At 44.3% G+C, this 15720-nt stretch carries 14 protein-coding genes and 1 tRNA gene; 14 read left to right on the top strand and 1 reads right to left on the bottom strand.

The annotated features are described in order from the left end of the window. Positions 1–20 precede the first annotated feature (20 nt). Positions 21–1274 (bottom strand): transposase, encoded by a 1254-nt coding sequence (locus QUB51_RS09000; protein WP_333055613.1) that lies wholly within the window; start codon positions 1272–1274, stop codon positions 21–23. Positions 1275–1563: 289 nt separating this feature from the next. Between QUB51_RS09000 and QUB51_RS08995 the strand changes: the two genes are divergently transcribed. The 14 genes from QUB51_RS08995 to urtA all read left to right on the top strand — a co-directional run bounded on the left by QUB51_RS08995 (position 1564) and on the right by urtA (position 15520). Beyond that, positions 1564–2238, top strand: a complete 675-nt coding sequence (locus QUB51_RS08995) for a HEAT repeat domain-containing protein (protein WP_333055612.1) — start codon at positions 1564–1566, stop codon at positions 2236–2238. Positions 2239–2415: 177 nt separating this feature from the next. Continuing rightward, positions 2416–2670, top strand: a complete 255-nt coding sequence (locus QUB51_RS08990; RefSeq protein ID WP_172188171.1) for a hypothetical protein — start codon at positions 2416–2418, stop codon at positions 2668–2670. Between the two features lie 97 nt (positions 2671–2767). Next, positions 2768–3127: a metalloregulator ArsR/SmtB family transcription factor gene (locus QUB51_RS08985; protein ID WP_333055611.1), complete on the top strand. Its 360-nt coding sequence runs from the start codon at positions 2768–2770 to the stop codon at positions 3125–3127. Positions 3128–3243: 116 nt separating this feature from the next. Beyond that, positions 3244–4272, top strand: coding sequence for a PstS family phosphate ABC transporter substrate-binding protein (locus tag QUB51_RS08980; RefSeq protein ID WP_333260806.1), 1029 nt, complete (start codon positions 3244–3246; stop codon positions 4270–4272). A 36-nt stretch (positions 4273–4308) separates the two neighbouring features. Beyond that, positions 4309–5460: an ACR3 family arsenite efflux transporter gene (gene arsB / locus QUB51_RS08975; RefSeq protein ID WP_333055609.1), complete on the top strand. Its 1152-nt coding sequence runs from the start codon at positions 4309–4311 to the stop codon at positions 5458–5460. Positions 5461–5466: 6 nt separating this feature from the next. Further along, complete coding sequence (arsH, locus tag QUB51_RS08970; RefSeq protein WP_333055608.1) at positions 5467–6123, top strand: arsenical resistance protein ArsH; 657 nt, start codon at positions 5467–5469, stop codon at positions 6121–6123. 36 nt (positions 6124–6159) lie between these two features. After that, positions 6160–6555, top strand: coding sequence for an arsenate reductase, glutathione/glutaredoxin type (gene arsC, locus QUB51_RS08965; protein ID WP_190732266.1), 396 nt, complete (start codon positions 6160–6162; stop codon positions 6553–6555). A 231-nt stretch (positions 6556–6786) separates the two neighbouring features. Continuing rightward, positions 6787–7773, top strand: a complete 987-nt coding sequence (gene arsS, locus QUB51_RS08960; protein ID WP_333260810.1) for an arsenosugar biosynthesis radical SAM (seleno)protein ArsS — start codon at positions 6787–6789, stop codon at positions 7771–7773. A gap of 99 nt (positions 7774–7872) precedes the next feature. Next, positions 7873–8598 carry a TVP38/TMEM64 family protein gene (locus tag QUB51_RS08955; RefSeq protein WP_333055605.1) on the top strand — a complete coding sequence of 242 codons (726 nt, stop codon included), beginning with the start codon at positions 7873–7875 and terminating at the stop codon, positions 8596–8598. A 295-nt stretch (positions 8599–8893) separates the two neighbouring features. Beyond that, the gene (locus tag QUB51_RS08950; RefSeq protein WP_333055604.1) at positions 8894–11458 is read left to right on the top strand and encodes an ATP-binding protein; all 2565 of its coding nucleotides are present in this window, start codon (positions 8894–8896) and stop codon (positions 11456–11458) included. Positions 11459–11710: 252 nt separating this feature from the next. Next, positions 11711–12610, top strand: a complete 900-nt coding sequence (locus QUB51_RS08945; protein WP_333210705.1) for a class I SAM-dependent methyltransferase — start codon at positions 11711–11713, stop codon at positions 12608–12610. Positions 12611–12739: 129 nt separating this feature from the next. Then, a complete protein-coding gene (locus QUB51_RS08940; protein WP_333260814.1) occupies positions 12740–13468 on the top strand; it encodes an HAD family phosphatase in 729 nt (242 codons plus the stop codon). Between the two features lie 120 nt (positions 13469–13588). Further along, positions 13589–13661: transfer RNA gene (locus QUB51_RS08935), tRNA-Ala, on the top strand. A 539-nt stretch (positions 13662–14200) separates the two neighbouring features. Next, positions 14201–15520 carry an urea ABC transporter substrate-binding protein gene (gene urtA, locus QUB51_RS08930; RefSeq protein WP_333055601.1) on the top strand — a complete coding sequence of 440 codons (1320 nt, stop codon included), beginning with the start codon at positions 14201–14203 and terminating at the stop codon, positions 15518–15520. Positions 15521–15720: the final 200 nt, after the last annotated feature.

Below are 15720 nucleotides of genomic sequence, written 5' to 3'. Positions count from 1 at the left end.
AAACCGGGCAATACTTGACATTACCGGATTTTTTGTGGCTCTTTTCGTACAGGTGAAACCCGTACAGGTGAAACTGCAAACACCTCTATACGGTTGCTGCACTCCTCAAAGGGTGAGTTTCCGTTTACTTTTCTAATCATATTTAATGCTGCATTCACATCAGCATTAATCAGCGTTTCATTCCCCGACCGAAACAACCCACGTTTAACTCTCTTACCCTGGTAAGACTCTTGCTTACCGACAGGATATAAATCCAAAAAGCTGCACTTACTTGTATAAGATTCTTCTGTAACTGTTACCTTTATCCCCACTAACTCAGCTTTGTAAGTAATCATTTCTACGAGCTTGGCGTCAGGAATTGCTACAAACGTCTGATTCGTTTTTTTTCCTAATTGTAAATTTTGTTTCCACCCCACATTTTTCCCAATAACTAACTGCCCGATTTGAGCGTCCACCAACCGCTTGACTATCAAACTGCTGGTTTGATGAAGATAGTTTTCAACTCGATTGTTTCGCTTAAAGATGATTTGCTGGATTTGATGTGTGGTATATTTCCCTTTCTCAAGTTTTGACTGTAAAAATGCTCGGCGCTTATTCAAACCTTGATTGATTGATTTGAGCTGTTTTCCATCATATAGAGTTGGAGTAAATGTTGGCTTATTTGATGCTAAAGCGACGAGGTTATCAATCCCTAAATCTCTACCTGCTATGAGTTGAGGGTTTAAATCCACCAACGTTACAGGCTTTTTATAAACAACCTCAACAACGTAGGTCGCTGTGGCAGGAACTATCCTTACCTCTATGACATCTTGCGCTTTTGTAGCAATTATTATGTCACTTTGAGATAAATGAAGTAGCCCATTATTTTTCTTTTTTCCCCTTTGTCCTATCGATTGGTTATCATAAATTAACAAGTTACGTCCACAGGTTTTATGTTTGTATTTGGGAATTCGGGGGGGGGATGAAAATTGATGGATATCTCGGTAATAAGCCTTGATTGACTTTTTCCAAGCCTCCGAATCGTGAATAACTTGTTTGAGAACTTGAGTGCTAATTTTAGCAGGTAAGGATTTATAGTCGGCTGTGGGTTTTAGGATGGCATATAACTGTTTTAGACTCTTGGCAGCGCCAACTTTTGACTCAGAGTTAAAAAAGTGTTGCCTCATGTAAGAGTTACCATAATTGTAGAGTTTTTTGGACAGGAAAGATAAGTCATCAAACTGTTTAAAAAACTGATGCTGCCGATCTATGTAATGCCTTTCAACGACAATCATAATTTTTTTGGGGGATAAACGAAAAGTTTTTTGTTGCTTTGTTAAGCACTGTACAATAAAGTCTTGGGATTATCCGATATAGTGTAACACCTCGCCTATGCTTGCGACTTAAATAATAGACTTTCTAATTGATTATTTCCATTAATCTGAGCTTCAGATTAATGGAAATAATCCGCAATCTCATTCATCTCAAATACGCAGGGCGGTTTTTACGGCCTGCTTTTCCCCTGAGACTCCCCTATAATCAAAATAACCCGAATGTAAAGTTTTACTACAAGATTTATCCATAATGACAACTTTAAGCTTAGAGCAAATTGCAGCCAAGTTAGAAAGCCAAAATTCCGCCGATCGCATGGTGGCTTTGGCCAACTTGCGGAATGTGCCTGCTGCAGAGGCGGTGCCTTTGATTAAAAAGGTGTTGAACGACGAAAGTTTGCAGGTACGATCGATGGCTGTGTTTGCTCTTGGGGTCAAACCGACAGCAGAGTGCTATCCTATTCTAGTCAAATTGCTAGAAACAGACCCGGATTACGGCATTCGCGCTGACGCTGCGGGTGCTTTGGGCTATCTCGAAGATATCAGAGCTTTTGATGCTTTGGTGCGCGCTTTTTACGAAGATACTCAATGGCTGGTGCGCTTCAGCGCTGCTGTTTCTCTGGGAAATCTCAAAGATCCCCGGGCCCGCGATGTGCTACTGAAAGCTCTCGACAGCGATCAAGTGGTGATCCAGCAGGCGGCAATTTCGGCTTTGGGGGAAATTAAAGATATTGGGGCGATCGATCGCATCCTCAATTTTGCTCAGTCGGAAGATTGGCTGATCCGCCAGAGGCTGGCTGAAGCTTTGGGCAATTTGCCGAGTGTTAAGAGCGTTTCGGCTTTGAAATACCTAGAAAAAGATAGCAATTCTCAAGTATCTGAGGCGGCAACAATTTCTCTCGATCGTTTGTCAAAAGCAGAAGTGTGACATAAAACTTTTAGTATGTTAAAAAACCCGGTTTATTCAATAAACCGGGTTAATCCGTATGTTAGCAATCTTAATAAAATTTATAGACTATTCAGTAAAACCAGAATGTATTATTTAAGCTGCGAGGCTAAATCGCAAGTTAAAATAGTTGTCGATCTCCTTTAACCGAAACTAACCATGAATCAAGCGCCCAATCCCTTTAACTCAAATCCCTCCAATCCGCTAGACCCCTTGGAGCAAGAAGTTGACGAGCAAGGTGAAGCATTGCCAAGACAGTACCACCCAGCTACTAAAAAAACTCTGCAAAAAGTCTTTATCATCCTGGTAGTTGTCGGGGCAATTATTGGGGGAATTCTATCTATAGGGGTGATTTCGCTGATGCAGAAAGCCGGACTCACTGATGTGCCGGCAAGGGTACAGAATCCCAAGTAATCAACTCCGAAGAATCTGTCGATGCTGAATGCACTGATTTTCTGGGATGAAGCTTGAGTAACTATGATGTTTTGTATGGATGTTTTCAAAATAATTGATGCTTAAAAATTCTACGGCTGCGCCCGATCGCATTTCACAGCGACAGATTTCGGAAAAACTTGTCTCCTCCGGCTTTCACGCTCTTTCTGACCCCCTGCGGATTCAGATTCTGGAGTTGCTGCGAGAACAGGAGTTGTGCGTTTGCGAATTGTGCGATCGGCTTTCTGTCCCTCAGCCTAAACTCTCTTTTCACCTCAAAGCCTTGAAGGATGCAGCTTTAGTCCGCAGCCGCCAAGAAGGCCGCTGGATTTACTACAGCCTCAATTTAGCTCAGTTTGTCGCCCTCGAACAGTACCTCGCCGAATACCGCCGCTTCAGCCAGATCCTGCCGGCACGCCCCTGTTCTGACGCAGATTAACCCATCAACATTTCTTAATGTGTTGATTGCCTGTTTGTCTTCCCTCATACTTGACATATCAAATTTTATTGATATGATTCCAGTGTACCCCTTAGTTATGGCATTGGGTGAGGTCAATGAACCGAGCAGAAAAGGCCAAGGTTTCCGCACTAAGTATAATTGCTTTGACCATAGGTGCGATCGGGCTTCTCAGCTCCTGCGGACAAGTCCAGTCGCCAGAATCGCAAAGCATTAAAATAGACGGTTCCAGCACCGTGTATCCAATTACGGATGCGATCGCCAAAGAATATCAAAATACCAATCCCAAAAAAGCATCAATTACTGTTGAATTCTCCGGTACTGGTGGAGGATTTAGAAAGTTTTGTGCTGGCGAAACAGACATCAGCAACGCCTCGCGCCCCATCAGCGCAGGGGAAATGGAAGCCTGCAACAAAGCAGGCATCCGCTACTACGAATTACCAGTCGCCTTTGACGCGCTCACAGTAGTAGTCAATCCCAACAATAGCTGGGCAAAAGACATCACAGTAGCCGAACTAAAAAAACTTTGGGAACCCGCCGCCCAAGGAAAAATTACCCGCTGGAATCAGATTCGACCTAATTGGCCAAATCAACCTATAACCCTTTACGGTGCAGGCAAAGATTCCGGTACATTTGACTACTTCACAGAAGCAACAGTAGGTACTGCGAAATCCAGCCGTACCGACTATACAGCTAGTGAAGATGATAATGTTTTAGCCCAAGGAGTTATCAAAGATCCAAATGCCTTGGGTTACTTTGGATTAAGCTATTACGAAACCAATCAAAATCAATTAAAAGCATTAGGAATAGACAATGGTAAAGGGCCAGTTCTACCCAGCATACAAACTGTAGAAAACGCTCAATATCAACCCCTCGGTAGACCTCTTTTTATCTATGTCAGTTACACCGCTGTCCAAAATAAACCAGAGGTGGGCGAGTTTGTGCAATTCTACATGAAAAAAGCACCAACTTTAGTCCAGTCGGTCGGTTACATTCCCCTACCAAGCGAAGGCTATCAACTGATTTACAAGAATTTCTACAATGGCAAAGTTGGGACTTTCTTCGATGGTCAAGCTAGGTTTGACTTAACCATTGGAGAGTTATTACGAAAAGAGGCAAAATTTTAATTTTTTCTCATCAAGTTTCACTTACCAGTTAACTAAATGAACCATCCTCAAGCAACTAACTCACCTGTCAAAGCAGGAAGCAAACTCAGTTTTTTTGAAAGATACCTCACCCTTTGGGTATTTCTTTGTATTTTAGGCGGTATTCTTCTCGGTAGACTATTCCCTAACGTCGCCGTCACCCTTGATGCTCTCAGCTTTTATCAGGTGTCAATTCCTATTGCCATCTGTCTGTTTTTTATGATGTATCCCATCATGGTAAAAATAGACTTTACCCAGGCGGCTAATGCAGCGCGAACGCCCAAACCAGTGATTTTAACATTAGTCGTCAACTGGGTTATCAAACCATTTACAATGGTAGCCTTTTCTCAGTTTTTCTTAGGTTGGCTATTTCGCCCCCTCATTACCGGCACCGAAATAATTCGTGGCAGTGAAGTCTCCATCGCTAGTTCCTACATTGCAGGTACAATATTATTAGGAATTGCCCCATGTACTGCGATGGTTTTAATGTGGGGATATCTGTCCTACGGCAATCAAGGACATACCCTCGTTATGGTTGCCATTAATTCCCTAGCAATGCTGTTTTTATATGCACCATTAGGCAGATGGCTGTTAGCAGCAAATGATTTAGTTGTTCCTTGGCAGACAATAGTATTGTCTGTATTGATTTATGTCGGTTTGCCCTTAGCCGCCGGAATGTATAGCCGTTTCTGGATTTTTAAACATAAAGGGCGAGAATGGTTTGAACGAGAGTTTATGCAATATCTGAGTCCAGTTGCTACGGCGGCCCTTTTGATTACGCTAATTCTTTTGTTTGCCTTCAAAGGAGAGTTGATTGTCAACAATCCTCTGCACATTCTTTTAATTGCTGTGCCTCTGTTTATCCAGACAAACTTCATTTTTCTGATTTCTTATGTAGCAGCTTTAAAACTCAACTTGTGCTACGAAGATTCAGCACCTGCCGCGCTGATTGGGGCCAGCAATCATTTTGAGGTAGCGATTGCTACGGCTGTGATGCTGTTTGGCTTAAACTCAGGTGCAGCCTTGGCTACAGTTGTCGGTGTTTTAATTGAGGTTCCAGTGATGTTAATGTTGGTAGAAATCTGCAAGCGAACAGCATTTTGGTTTCCCCGAAAACCAGAAACTGCATCGCTGCGAGACCCTCGTTGTCTGCCCAATTCCAATTGCTAGAATCTCATGAACGAATTCACTCATAAACCCAAAATTCTCTTTTTATACGGCTCTTTAAGAGAGCGTTCTTACAGCCGCTTGTTGGCGGAAGAATCGGCTCGAATTATTGAGGGGTTCGGTGCAGAGGTTAGGTTTTTTAATCCTCTGGAACTGCCAATTTACGGTAGCGTTCCCGATACGCATCCGAAGGTTCAAGAATTGCGGGAATTGAGCCTGTGGTCGGAGGGTCAAGTGTGGTCTAGTCCAGAAATGCACGGTAATATTACTGGCATTATGAAAAATCAAATTGACTGGATTCCTTTAAATATTGGGGCTGTCAGACCAACTCAAGGCAGGACTTTGGCGGTGATGCAAGTCAGCGGCGGTTCGCAGTCTTTTAATGCAGTCAATACTTTGAGAATTTTGGGCCGCTGGATGCGGATGTTTACGATTCCGAATCAGTCTTCGGTTGCGAAAGCTTATCAGGAATTTAATGAAGATGGGACGATGAAGGATTCGCCTTATCGCGATCGCGCGATCGACGTAATGGAGGAACTGTACAAGTTTACCTTGCTGTTGCGGGAGCAAACCGACTATTTGACCGATCGCTACAGCGAACGCAAAGAACAAGCAGCTAAAGAGGCGATCGCCCTAGCAAATCGCGCCCTTGAAACATCTAACTAACAACCACCAACTAACAACTAACAACCAACAAAAACCATGAAAAAAGTAATGTTTGTGTGCAAAAGAAACTCCTGCAGATCGCAAATGGCAGAAGGATTCGCTAAAACCATCGGCGCCGGCAAGATTGGAGTCACCAGTTCCGGGTTAGAATCAAGCAGAGTTCATCCAACAGCAATTCAAGTCATGTCAGAAATCGGCATTGACATCACCGATCAAACATCCAATCCATTAAACGAATTCAATGCAGAAGACTACGATGCCGTAATTTCTCTCTGTGGCTGCGGCGTGAATTTACCCGAAGCGTGGGTATTGCGAGAAGTATTTGAAGATTGGCAACTCGACGATCCCGACGGACAACCCATCGAAACTTTTCACCGCGTTCGAGATGAAATTAAAGCACGAGTTGAAACATTAGTGGACTCTCTCAAGTAAGATTAAGTAGACGGGCGGGCAGGATGCCCACCCCACAATAAAATTAACTTTTGTGGAACAGGCCGAAAAGCCTGTTCTTAAGAATGGTGCAAGATGTGAGTTTCAATTAACTTTGTAGCGACAGTTAAAATTTGTCGCTTTCGCATCCAAAGAATTAGTGCTAAATTATGAGAGGCGTTCCGCCGGAACGCCTCTAAATCCGTTGCGAGCAGAGACTAAAAAGTTTAGCACATGATTCAGACCGCAGTCACGCCTTTCAAAAACAAACTTCACTCAGCTTTAACTAAAAAGCAGATTACAGTTTTACAAATAAATCTCGGCAAACGCTGCAACCTCGCTTGCACTCACTGCCACGTTGAAGCTAGCCCGACACGAACAGAAGAACTTTCCCCGGAAATTTGCGACCAATTAATTGAAATCATTCGCCGCTTTCCTCAAATTCAAACTGTTGACCTCACCGGCGGTGCTCCCGAAATGCTTTACGGTTTTAAACCGCTAGCGGAAGCTGCCAGGGCTGCAGGTAAAGAGGTAATTGTTCGTTCTAATTTGACTATTTACTTTGAAAAAGGTTTTGAAGATATTCCCGAATATTGCGCGCAGCACCAACTCAGAATTGTGGCGTCGCTTCCCTGCTACCAAGCTGACAATGTGGACAAAATGCGTGGCAACGGTGTTTTTGACAGTTCGATTCGGGCGCTGCAAAAGCTAAATGAGTTGGGATACGGGAAAAAGCCAAATTTAATTCTGGATTTGGTGTACAATCCACAAGTGCCGGCAACAGACAAGTTTTCGCTAACACCGGAACAAGGCAAGTTAGAGCAAGATTACAAGGTTTATTTAGCCGAACATTTTGGGATTTGTTTTAATCAATTGTTCGCGATTACTAATTTGCCGGTGGGACGGACTAAGTTTCATTTGGAACATAAGAAACTTCACAAGTCTTATCTGGGGTTTTTGGAGGATAATTTTAATCCCGGTACTCTGGAACATTTAATGTGCCGTAACGAATTGTCGATCGACTATTTGGGCAATGTCTACGACTGCGATTTTAACCAAATGGAAAATCTGCCGGCGAAAACTGGCAGTGGGGAAAAGATAAATACTGCTAAATTGCTTGCATCTGGCAGTTTAGATGTGATTCAAGATGTGCAAACGGCTGCTTATTGTTACGGCTGTACGGCGGGTAGCGGTTCTAGCTGTGGCGGTACTTTGATTTAATTTAAGGGAAAAGTTGCGCTTTATTACAAAGTTTTTTAGCGCTAAAGCGCAACTATAGACCTTACGGTGTATGCAATGAATGAGTGGAGAGTTTAGGTAATGAATGATTCGCGATCGCCCGATGAAAATCCGCCGCCATCAAATAGGTGGAAACTGATTTTAGGGATTGGTTTAGCTGTGGCTTTAATTGCAGCGACTAGGTTTTTTAACTTTCAAGGAATTCTGAAAAATGCCTTGGAGTCGATCGCGAGTCTCGGCCCGTGGGGCCCGGCAGCTTTTATTCTCATTTACATTGTCGCAACCGTTCTATTTATCCCCGGTTCTTTGCTGACTCTCGGTTCTGGCGTTTTGTTTGGAGTCGTTGGCGGTTCGGTTTGTGTTTCCATCGGCTCAGTTTTAGGTGCAACTTGCGCTTTTTTGGTAGGGCGGTATTTAACTCGCGACTGGGTTTCCAAACAGATAGAGGGCAATCAAAAATTTAAGGCGATCGACTCCGCAGTTGCTTCTGAAGGATGGAAAATTGTGCTGCTGACGCGACTTTCTCCCATTTTTCCGTTTAATTTGCTTAACTATGCTTTTGGAGTCACGCAGGTATCTCTAAAAGATTATTTTTTGGCATCTTGGATCGGCATGATTCCCGGAACAGTCATGTATGTTTATATCGGTTCCCTGGCCGGGAGTTTGGCTGCACTTGGATCTAGCGGGCGATCGCGCACTGCTGCTGAGTGGACTCTTTACGGCATTGGTTTGGTAGCAACGATCGCCCTCACCGTTTATGCAACCCGCTTGGCTAAAAAAGCTTTAGACGAAAAAATTTCCCCTTGAAACCAAAGCACAAATCAGTAAAATTGTCAATAGAGTTTTGCTCATACATTATAATACATTAGAAATCTAAAAAACTCCGTATTTTCTCTGTGTTATTTACAATTATTTTGTTATACAAACGAGATAGATATTAAAGATATCGTAAAGCACAAACCTCAAATAGGTAAATCGAACGTCGAAATATACAATTGATGCCAAAATAGAAGGCGAGTGCCCAACCATAAGAAAAATTGTTTGCAATCCGGAATGTAAGTCTTACCATTTTAGATTTTAGATTTTAGATTTTAGATTGGGAATGACTGATGACCACCAGGGTTGGCAGCACCGGTCTACAGTTGCATTATTTTCTGAAACTGGTTTCACGACTTGGCTGATATTAATTCTGCCGAATGACCAATACAGTTTGATGAATTTGATTCGGAGAGAACATTTGATGATGCAAAACCCAGCAAATCAAGCCGGATCTGTGTCTGCGCCGCCGCCACACCAAACAAAAAAGCTGCGCCAAATCTGGGACAACATTAGCAATTCTGCTCAATCGCAGTGGCAGCAAGCGCACAGTCTTTGGCAACACAGACGGCAGCGCCGCCATTTGCTGACCCTGCTAATTCTGGGTACCACCGCTTTAACCATTAGCACAACAGCTTGCATCAGCTATTTTTTTGTACGCGGACTAATCCTTGACAATTTAAAGCAAATAGCACTATTAAAACTAGAAAAAGGCACCGATGAAATCGACCGCTGGCTAAGCAGCCGCAAAGCAGAAATAGAAACCATTGCTTACGATCCTACGGTTGGCACTCTCAATTGGCAATTAGTCGAACCCCGGTTGCAAGGAGAAATATACCGGTTAAAAGAGTATTTCATCCTGTCATTAATTCAACCCGACGGCTCATTTATCAATACTCTAGGCAACCGCGCGAACAGCAAAGACCGCCAACACTTTCAAAAAGCAATGGCCGGACAGCTCAACGTTTCCGACCCGCTGATCGGCCGCAGTACAAAAGTTTCTACGATTATTATTTCAGCTCCTATTTGGGCATTACCTCCCGCTCCCAATCAAGTAATTGGAGTCCTATCGGGCAGCATTAAATTAGACCGAGTAACATCTGTCGCTAACAGCTTACTGTACGGTTCCGAAAGTTATGCTTTTGCGCTCAATTCACAAGGAGTGCCAATTGTTCATCCCAACAATAACTTAATCGGAAATATCGACCAGGAGGCCCCAAGCTTTTTACAGTCAAAAGACCCCGCTCTCTCCACAATTGCGCGGCAGATGATCGACCGCCAGACGAACATCGAACTGGTAAAAATAGATAACAAATGGGTGTATGTAGCCTATGCTCCCCTCAAGGAAGTTAACTGGTCGATGGCTTTAGTAATTCCCCGCGAAAATATTGAATCCCAACTGCAAGCATTAAATTTGCTGACATCCGTAGTCGCCGGACTGCTCATCCCGGCAATGCTAGCAGCCATTTGGCTAATTTACTCCTCCGAAAACAATCGCGCTCAAGCGGAGCGAGAAGCCATGCTCAACCGGATTGCCGGACGCATTCGCGCTTCTCTTGAATTAGACAAGATTGTGCAAAGTACAGTCGAAGAAATAGTAAGTTTGCTGCACCTAGAACGGGCGGCTTTTGGTTGGTACAAACCGCAAGAAAAAACGTTACAAATCCTGTGGGAATATTGCCCATCTGATTCTCCGACACAAGCCCTAAAGTTTGAGTCTTACTTTATCGAAAATGTGTTAGTACGGAGTGGTCAAGGCGAACCAATTATTCTTTCGAGCGACACTTGGGCGGAGGGTGTAACTCAACCGCCGGAACTTAAAGCTAATAGCTATTTAGCCGTACCTGTCCAGACTCAGAACCAGCCGCAGGGTTATTTAATTTGTAGCCACGCTACTCATTGGCTTTGGAGTCGGGAGGAAATTCAACTGTTAAAAGCTGTAGCAGACCAATTGGCGATCGCAATTACTCAAGCTCACCTTTACAGTCAAACCCAAGACCAAGTAAAACTGCTTAATAGTGCCTTAAATGAACTGAAAAAAACTCAAACTCATTTAGTGCAGAGCGAAAAAATGTCATCCCTAGGTCAAATGGTGGCTGGAATAGCGCACGAAATCAACAACCCCGTTAACTTTATTTCGGCTAATTTGCCTCACACCAGCAAATATACTAAAGATTTATTAGAGTTGGTGAGTTTATACAAAGAAGCATTCCCAGAGGTTCCCCAGGAAATCGCAGAATTTAGCGAAGAAATCGAGTTAGAATTTATCGAGGAGGATTTGCCGCATATATTGAATTCTATGAAAATAGGAAGCGAACGCATTCGCAGCATAGTTCTTTCTTTGCGGAACTTTTCTCGCCTGGATGAATCTGACAAAAAGCTAGCGGATATTCACGAAGGTATAGAAAATACCTTGCTGCTGCTCTCCAACCGCATTAAAAATAGAATTTATATAGTCAAGAAATACGGAAAAGTGCCTTCAGTCGAGTGCTATCCGTCTCAGCTAAATCAGGTGTTTATGAACTTGCTGAGTAATGCGATCGATGCCTTGAACGAGATCGATCGCCTGGATAAAATTATTACTATTTCCACGGGGGTAGTTCGCGAACATGGCGGTAAATTTCTGAAAGTGGCGATCGCCGACAACGGCCCCGGCATTCCCGACAGCGTTAAAGACCAAATTTTTAACCCATTTTTTACTACTAAAGATGTGGGTAAAGGCACGGGTTTGGGGTTAGCAATTAGCTACAAAATTGTAGTAGATGGACATGGTGGTAGCATCACAATTGCTAAACCTCCGGGGGGAGGAACGGAATTTTTGGTTAAAATTCCTATTAGTAACGGAAAGTAAAACGATTTTAGATTTTAGATTTTAGATTTTAGATTTGGGAAGGACTGATAAAATAAGAGTTTATAGCTTGTCTACAGTTGCCTTGTTTAAACTCGTACAAGTAGGAAGTGGGAAAGGAAGCCCGCAGATTTTGTAAAGTTTTAACGGAGGTAAGGGATAGAAGGAAGAGGGAAGAGGGGCTAAACAGTTTTAATTAATGCTAAATTTACGGCGGTTGGCTAAAATTAGAATAGTTTTTGTTAAAGGTGTTTTATGGCTGTTGGCAAGGATACAATTTTCGAGCGCTTTTTGTCGCCCCTGATGCGACTGGCGATCGACGAAGAAGCGCTGAAACGACTCTACGAAGGTATCGACTGGGAAACAGCGGGCGATCGCTACCGACAACCCAACTTAGTTTATCCCGAATATTACAGCAGCCAAAACTTTCACGGCATTAAACGCGGCTATCTCAACCCCAGTGCCGCCGTTTCCTACGATCCCATCACGCAATATGTTTTGCCTCCCCACGAAACAGTCGTCAGGCAAGGCTTAATTGACGCTGTGCGGGTGAAACCGCGCCGAATCATCGATTTGGGATGCGGCACCGGTTCGACAACGCTCATGCTCAAGCAGGCTTTTCCCGAAGCGGAAGTTGTCGGCCTGGACTTGTCGCCTTATATGCTGGTAGTTGCCGACATGAAAGCGCAAAAAGCCGGCTTAAATATCCAGTGGTTGCACGGAAATGCCGAAAGCGTTGCTTTTGGCGATGCTAGCTTCGATTTAGTCGCAGCTTCCTTGCTGTTTCACGAGACGCCACCTGCTGTATCGCGGGCAATTTTGCGAGAAAGCTTCCGACTGCTGAAGGTTGGGGGACAAGTGGCAATTTTGGACGGAAACCAAAAAACTTTGCGGCAGACAGAGTGGCTGACTGATATCTTTGAAGAGCCTTATATTAAGTCTTACGCGGCTGGCAGCCTCGATGCTTGGGTGGGGGCTGCAGGATTCGCGGGGGTGCAAACTCACGAACACTGGTGGGTGAATCAGGTGACGCAGGGCGTGAAACCTTTGCCGGGGGAAGATTTGGAACAGGCTAAGGTGGCGAGGGGGTGGAATTGGGGCGATCGAACTCCTGATTTTGATGGCGATTTACCGGGCATTCCAGCTCCGGCTTGACTTATTGTTGAGGTGTATTTTTCGCCCTTTGGGGGCGGGTTTCATAGATGGTTAGTTTTAGGTTGAGATGGTTGGTAAAACCCGCCCCTACTAACTTGCTAATGACTGATGATTAATGACTAATGACTAATGACTCTAAAAGCAGTTTTATTTGATTTTAATGGTGTGATTGTTAATGACGAGCCAATTCACGAGAAAATAATCGCACAATTGATGCTCGATGAAAATCTCCAGCTCAAACGTGGGGAGTTTCGAGAAATTTGTTTGGGAAGGAGCGATCGCGCTTGCATTACCGAACTGCTCAAGCGCCGGGGACGATATCTAACAGAAACATATCTCGATCGACTGCTGCAGCGCAAGGCCCAAGCTTACAAAGCTCAAATAGATACTTTGGAGAAACTGCCGATTTATCCGGGTTTGGCAGAATTTATTGATAAAATTCGGCCCGCCGGACTGAAAATGGCCGTAGTTAGCGGGGCACTGCGATCGGATATAGAATTGGTGTTAGATCGGGCCGGTTTGGCAGCAAACTTTGAGTTAATTGTTGCAGGCGATGACTTGACGGCAAGCAAACCAGCACCCGACGGCTATCTATTGGCTGTGGAACTTCTCAACCAGAAATATCCCGACTTTAACCTGCAACCCATCGAGTGTTTGGCGGTAGAAGATACTTTTGCGGGGATTGAAGCGGCGAAAAAAGCGGGGATTCAGGTTGCGGGGGTGACTCACACTTACCCGTTTCACATGATTCAGCGCCAAGCTAATTGGACGGTGGACTATTTTGCTGATTTAGAGTTGGATAGAGTGGCGGCATTTTGCTCGATCGCCCCCACTGAGCCGGCTGCGGAAAACACTTGACCTTTTTAGCAGTTACGTGCTAGTGTAAGTGACGGTCTGCGAACGTGAGAGCAAGCAAAACCTGTCAGCCTTTTAGATTCGGCAATCTCGCATCTAAAATGCTAAATTAAAACTCAATCAGGGGAATTAGCTCAGTTGGTAGAGCGCTGCGATCGCACCGCAGAGGCCAGCGGTTCGAGTCCGCTATTCTCCATAAATTAGGGGTATTTCTACAGGTGACGATCGTACTCAAAGCGAAGTGCGATCGTCACCTGCTTTGATACTCGCCTATGCAAGTGCGATCGACTCGGTTGCTGCTTAAGTTTTAGCATCAATAACCTGTCGAGAGCGAGAAACCCGCTTTCTATGAGTGTGCGATCGACCCGGTTGCTGCCTAACTGGTAGCATCAATAAGATAATTTATGTAAAGAAACCGGTTTCTAATTACACAGTAATTGCTGAAAAGACGTATTTTGGTGTCTAAACCAGGTTTCCCCAAAAAATCCGGTAAGCCCGCGATCCCCACCCTGATGTCATCAGTCAATCTAAAATCTAAAATCTAAAATCTAAAATGGTATCAGCCCGGTTTCTGCCGCAGTTGCCCTCAATCCCCACAAAACATTCATTTTGTCAAAAACAATAAGTTTTGTAGCTAAAAATACAACAGTCTGCTGACGCGAGTCTTAATATCAAGTCGCTATGTGTTATTATTCTCAATCATCAGACTCATCTGTTCAAGAGTAACAAGAAAAAATGACAAAGCGATTCGATCGGCGGAAATTCCTTTTATACGGTTCTGCTACCCTAACATCAAGTTTATTTCTAAAAGCTTGTAGAACTCCAACTCCAACAGCAACTCCAGCCGCTTCTCCCACATCAACAGGAACTACACCAGCAGCAGCCGGGGGCGGAAACACGATCAAAGTAGGAATTTTGCATTCCTTGAGCGGCACGATGTCCATCAGCGAAAAAAGCGTTGTCGATGCCGAACAATTAGCGATCGAAGAAATCAATAAAGCTGGTGGCGTTCTCGGAAAACAAATCGAAGCAGTAATAGAAGACGGCAACTCAGACTGGCCGACTTTTGCCGAAAAAGCCAAAAAATTGATCGACCAAGATAAAGTTGTCACCGTCTTCGGATGCTGGACATCCGCTAGCCGCAAAGCAGTATTGCCAGTATTTGAAGAAAAAAATCATATGCTCTGGTATCCCGTACAATACGAGGGTCAAGAGTGTTCCAAAAATATCTTTTATACTGGGGCTGCCCCGAACCAACAAATCGAACCCGCAGTGGACTGGCTGCTAGAAAATAAAGGCAAAAAATTCTTCTTAGTCGGGTCTGACTACGTTTTTCCCCGCACTGCCAATACAATTATCAAGGCCCAGCTAGCAGCCAAAGGTGGCGAATTAGTTGGGGAAGATTACATTCCTTTGGGTGGGACAGAAGTCACGCCAATTATTAGTAAAATTAAGGCAGCTTTGCCAGACGGCGGCGTCATTTTTAATTCCCTCAACGGCGACAGCAACGTAGCATTCTTCAAACAGTTGCAGGGTGCAGGTTTGGGCCCGGACAAATATCCGTCAATGTCAGTCAGTATTGCAGAAGAAGAAGTAAAGGCGATCGGCGTAGAATATCTTAAAGGCCATTACGCCGCCTGGAATTACTTCATGACTGTGGAATCTCCGGCCAATACAAAATTTGTGGAAGCTTTCAAGGCAAAATACGGCAAAGATAGAGTGACCAATGACCCGATGGAAGCAGCTTATATCATGGTTTACCTGTGGAAGCAAGCTGTCGAAAAAGCAGGGACAGCCGACGATTTGGAAAAAGTACGGGCAGCCGCTTTGGGTCAAACCTTTGACGCGCCGGGGGGCACAGTAACGATGGAAGTTAACCATCACCTTTCTAAATTTGTGCGGTTGGGCGAAGTTAGAGATGACGGTTTATTTAACATCGCATTTGCTACACCCGAAGCAGTGAAGCCGGTGCCTTGGAATCAATTTGTTGCTGAAACACAAGGCTTTGCTTGCGATTGGTCAGACCCCGCAAAAGGTGGCAAATTCAAAGTTTGATAAGTAGGTAATACCAATTTCAATACGCTTGGGTGAAGCCCGATCCCCCCTAGCCAAGGGCGGGCACGGGGAGTAGGGGTAGCACCGCCCCTACCAAGGGGGGAGTAAGAGCATTCTTTCGTCAATCCCTACTCCCGTTAATAAGAGGTAATATCATGTCCGGTCGATTACTCCTAATACGGTAGGGGCGGGTTCACGAA

Origin of the sequence: Microcoleus sp. AT8-A3 (genome assembly GCF_036705675.1) — a bacterium.
GTDB lineage: Bacteria > Cyanobacteriota > Cyanobacteriia > Cyanobacteriales > Microcoleaceae > Microcoleus.
Note: the sequence above shows the minus strand (reverse complement) of the source record. Positions and strands in the feature narration are given on the sequence as shown.

Coding starts and splice junctions, on each gene's coding strand:
- QUB51_RS08955 (WP_333055605.1), top strand. CDS start 7,873: ATGAATGATTCGCGATCGCCCGATGAAAATCCGCCGCCATCAAATAGG.
- QUB51_RS08945 (WP_333210705.1), top strand. CDS start 11,711: ATGGCTGTTGGCAAGGATACAATTTTCGAGCGCTTTTTGTCGCCCCTG.
- arsH (WP_333055608.1), top strand. CDS start 5,467: ATGAACGAATTCACTCATAAACCCAAAATTCTCTTTTTATACGGCTCT.
- QUB51_RS09000 (WP_333055613.1), bottom strand. CDS start 1,274: ATGATTGTCGTTGAAAGGCATTACATAGATCGGCAGCATCAGTTTTTT.
- QUB51_RS08990 (WP_172188171.1), top strand. CDS start 2,416: ATGAATCAAGCGCCCAATCCCTTTAACTCAAATCCCTCCAATCCGCTA.
- QUB51_RS08985 (WP_333055611.1), top strand. CDS start 2,768: ATGCTTAAAAATTCTACGGCTGCGCCCGATCGCATTTCACAGCGACAG.
- QUB51_RS08980 (WP_333260806.1), top strand. CDS start 3,244: ATGAACCGAGCAGAAAAGGCCAAGGTTTCCGCACTAAGTATAATTGCT.
- arsC (WP_190732266.1), top strand. CDS start 6,160: ATGAAAAAAGTAATGTTTGTGTGCAAAAGAAACTCCTGCAGATCGCAA.
- arsS (WP_333260810.1), top strand. CDS start 6,787: ATGATTCAGACCGCAGTCACGCCTTTCAAAAACAAACTTCACTCAGCT.
- arsB (WP_333055609.1), top strand. CDS start 4,309: ATGAACCATCCTCAAGCAACTAACTCACCTGTCAAAGCAGGAAGCAAA.
- urtA (WP_333055601.1), top strand. CDS start 14,201: ATGACAAAGCGATTCGATCGGCGGAAATTCCTTTTATACGGTTCTGCT.
- QUB51_RS08995 (WP_333055612.1), top strand. CDS start 1,564: ATGACAACTTTAAGCTTAGAGCAAATTGCAGCCAAGTTAGAAAGCCAA.
- QUB51_RS08940 (WP_333260814.1), top strand. CDS start 12,740: ATGACTCTAAAAGCAGTTTTATTTGATTTTAATGGTGTGATTGTTAAT.
- QUB51_RS08950 (WP_333055604.1), top strand. CDS start 8,894: ATGACTGATGACCACCAGGGTTGGCAGCACCGGTCTACAGTTGCATTA.